Source organism: Flavobacterium sp. ACAM 123, from assembly GCF_000264055.1.
Taxonomy (GTDB): Bacteria; Bacteroidota; Bacteroidia; order Flavobacteriales; family Flavobacteriaceae; genus Flavobacterium.
In genome coordinates, this window is record NZ_AJXL01000184.1 from 1 (window position 1) to 3,812 (window position 3,812).

Here is a 3,812-nt window from a genome sequence, read left to right on the forward strand (position 1 = left end):
AAACCTTTTTTTTATGTTTGGATTGTAATTATTGGTTTCCCTCCAGAAATGCTTGTTGTTTGCATGGGTATTGAAGCCATCTGGCAATTTCAATTGCATACACAATATGTGAAAAAATTGGGGTTTATAGATAAATTTATCAATACACACACCATGCATCAGGTACACCACGCGCAGAATATTGAATACATGGATAAAAACCACGGTGGTATTCTTAATGTTTTTGACAGACTTTTTGGAACATGGAAAGAATTAGACGAATCCATAACTATAAAATACGGAGTTTCTGTACCTCCAGAGTCTTACAACCTGTTTGTAATTTTAACTCACGAATACAAAAATATTTGGGAGGACATGAAAAAATCAAAAAACTGGTATCACAAGTTCATGTATGTTTTCGCCGCTCCCGGGTGGAGCCATGATGGTAGTACACTTACTATAAAGCAAATTAGGTTTGAAATGGCAAAAGCATCTGAAAATAGTACTGCAACCACTATCTAATCGTAATTCTATAGACTACGAAATGAATCATTTTTGGGAAAAAAATAGTAACTCAGTCTAAATGGTTAGTTTACCACAACAAGAAAACAGCATCTAAAATTACTTTAGATGCTGTTTTTTTAATACGCGATAAAAAAATTATTGTTATTTAAGTGATTTCATGTCAATTACAAACCTATATTTAACATCATTATCTGTTACACGCTCATAAGCCGTATTTATATCTTTTATATCGATAAGCTCAATATCACTGGTGATATTATGTTCTCCGCAAAAATCCAACATCTCTTGTGTTTCTTTTATACCGCCAATTAAAGAACCGGCAATGCGCTTACGCCCCGCAATAATATTTCCTCCATGAAAAGGCTTTAAAGCCTCTACTGCGCCAACTAAAACCATCGTTGTATCAATTTTAAGTAATGCTAAATAAGGATCCATTTCATGACCTACAGGGATGGTGTTTAAAATAAAATCGAAACTATTATGGTGTTTCTTCATCTCCTCTTCATCTTTAGATACTAAAACTTCATGAGCTCCTAAACGTTTCGCATCTTTTCCTTTTTCTGGTGATGTGGTGATCATAACAACGTGTGCTCCCATAGCATTAGCAAATTTAACACCCATATGGCCTAGTCCGCCTAGACCGATCACGCCTACTTTATCCCCTTTTTTTACTTTCCAATGATTTAACGGTGAAAATGTCGTCACACCTGCGCATAACAAAGGCGCAGCTCCTGCTTCATCTAAGTTTTTTGGGATACGTAGTACAAATTTTTCATTTACAACTACTGAAGTGGAATAGCCGCCATACGTTTCTTTACCTTCAATATGTTTATCTGGGCTGTTGTAAGTAAATGTTGCTCCATTTTCGCAAAATTGCTCTAGATCTTGCTTGCATGGTGAACAAGTTTGACAAGAGTCGACCATACAACCTACACCTACTAAATCACCAACTTTGTGGCTGTGAACACCATTACCAACCTCCACTACTCTACCAATAATCTCATGTCCTGGTACCACTGGATATTTTGATCCTTTCCAATCGTTTCTTACTGCATGAATGTCACTATGACAAACACCACAATAAGTGATATCAATTTTTATATCGGCTGTTCCTACTGCTCTTCTTTGAATGTCTAAAGGTTTTAAATCTTCTGTTGCTGCTGCTGCACCGTATGCTTTTACTGTTGTAGTTGCCATAATAATTTGTTTTTTTAAAATTGTTTTAATTTATTTTTTATGCTTAATAATTCAGATATAAAATGACAAAATTCATTAGTTTCATGAACTACTTTCTGAACTTGTCCCACATCAATATTTAGTAAATCTCCATATAGGAGCCAACTAATTTTTGTAATGTCTCCATCCTCAAGCAGAGCGTAATACGAATATTATGTCTTACTTCTTATTTTGTTAATTAAGTTACTTATTTAGAAGCATTTGGATAATCTGTATATCCCTTTGCTCCTCCTGTGTAGAATGTATCTTTATCTCCTTCTGCTAAATCCAAGTTATTTTCAAAACGTTATACTAAATCTGGATTAGCAATGTACGGCTTTCCGTAAGCTACCAAATCTGCATCTCCGTCTTCGATTACTTTATTTCCTGTTTCTTGATCAAACGCAGCATTAATCATTAATGTTCCATTATATAAGGGACGGAAATGCTTCGCTATTTCTGTAACTGCATATGGTATTTCTGAAACATCTGTAAATGGCTCCGAAAGATGAATGTATGCTAATTTATAATCATTTAATTTTTTAATAATGTATTCAAATGTTGGTATTGTTTCTTCATCCATGGTTGTTCCAAATGGACCACTCAATGAGGGATTAAAACGGGCTCCGATTTTTTCCTCTTGAATAACATCTTTAACCGCGTCTAGAACTTCAAAAAACAAACGAGCTTTATTTTCAATACTTCCACCATATTCATCCGTTCTGTGATTAGACGTTCCGTTAAAGAACTGCTGAAACAAATAACCATTAGAGGAATGTATTTCTACTCCATCAAATCCTGCTTTTATTGCGTTTATAGCTGCATTTTGAAAATCTTTAATTGTAGTCTTAATATCTTCAACGGTCATTTCCCTTGGCGTAACAGTAACTTTAAATCCTTCTGGAGTAAATGACTTATCGTTAGGATTTATGGCTGAAGCAGATAATGGTAATGCTCCATTATGAAAATCGGGATGAGACATACGTCCTACATGCCACAATTGAATAAATATTTTCCCCCTTTATCATGTACGCGTTTGGTTACTTTTTTCCACCCTTCTACTTGCTCATCAGTATGGATACCAGCGGTATTAATGTACCCTATAGCATCCTTAGATACTTGTGAGCCTTCTGTAATAATTAAACCTGCTGAAGCACGTTGCTCGTAATACAAACCATGTAGCTCATCAGTTGGCACGTTGCCTTCATTATCTGCTCTACCGCGAGTCATAGGTGCCATTATTACTCGGTTTCTAAGGATAATATTTTTGTTAAATGGTGTTAATAGGTTTTGTTTACTCATATAAATATATTGTAAATAGTTTATAATCACAAACTTACGATAATATAACAGCAATATTGCTAACCATTATCAATTAGGATATATTTAACTATTTTTTTGCTAATCCCGCTTAATTTTTCGGGGGTGGCTTGAAGCTAGTTGGGAAGGTGATACTTTTAATACTATTTTATGTTCTAGGAGATGGAATAGAATTTAATGTAACATTTTGCAACAAAATATTTATGATTTATATTTCCACCGTTTAGTTGTGTTATAATACCAAACGAGTTTATGTTTTAGTCTAAATTCGTTTTAGTATAATACCGATGTAATATGAAAGTAGTACAATATAAGTGGACTATATTGAATGTACAATCGGTATTATTTTCACTCTTTCTTTCCTTCCAGAAACGAATTATTTTTATTTTCCTTTCTCTATTCTTGGATAAAATGAATGAATAACAAAAGACCTTCTAAAGCTAAAAAGTATTTTCTGCAACAGGTATCAGTTCAAATGTGGCACTATTAAGGAAAAAATACTTTTTAAATTACAGCTTTAAGAATAAGCTATTCGTACTATCATATCTTTTTTTCCCTTAGAAAGTAATGGTTTTTTTAGATTTTTAAATCGATATGAATTTACAAACCATAAAATGAAAGTACAATAATTAAAAACCGTAACAAAAATAGGCGTTGCTTTTACTTAATGAATTCGGTAAGTTGCTACAAACAAAAACAGCATCTAAATTAAATTTAGTATGCTGTTTTTTAAATTATACTATAAAAAAATTAAATTACTTATTTAAGTACGA

Annotated in this window: 2 protein-coding genes and 1 pseudogene; 1 reads left to right on the forward strand and 2 read right to left on the reverse strand. The window is 33.2% G+C overall.

Annotated elements, in window-relative coordinates:
* Window positions 1-501, forward strand: a 501-nt coding sequence (locus A3SG_RS20390) for a sterol desaturase family protein (RefSeq protein ID WP_016991358.1), incomplete at its 5' end; no start/stop codon positions are given.
* A gap of 144 nt (window positions 502-645) precedes the next feature.
* On the opposite strand, the gene A3SG_RS0117870 is transcribed toward A3SG_RS20390, so the two are convergent.
* Together A3SG_RS0117870 and A3SG_RS20395 are read right to left on the reverse strand one after the other, a co-directional pair.
* Window positions 646-1,701 (reverse strand): NAD(P)-dependent alcohol dehydrogenase, encoded by a 1,056-nt coding sequence (locus A3SG_RS0117870; protein WP_016991359.1) that lies wholly within the window; start codon window positions 1,699-1,701, stop codon window positions 646-648.
* A gap of 226 nt (window positions 1,702-1,927) precedes the next feature.
* A pseudogene (locus A3SG_RS20395) lies at window positions 1,928-3,021 on the reverse strand (alkene reductase).
* Between the last annotated feature and the right edge of the window lie 791 nt (window positions 3,022-3,812).

Bases quoted from the DNA above. Each gene is read 5' to 3' on its own strand.
- A3SG_RS0117870 (WP_016991359.1), bottom strand. From the start codon at position 1,701: ATGGCAACTACAACAGTAAAAGCATACGGTGCAGCAGCAGCAACAGAA.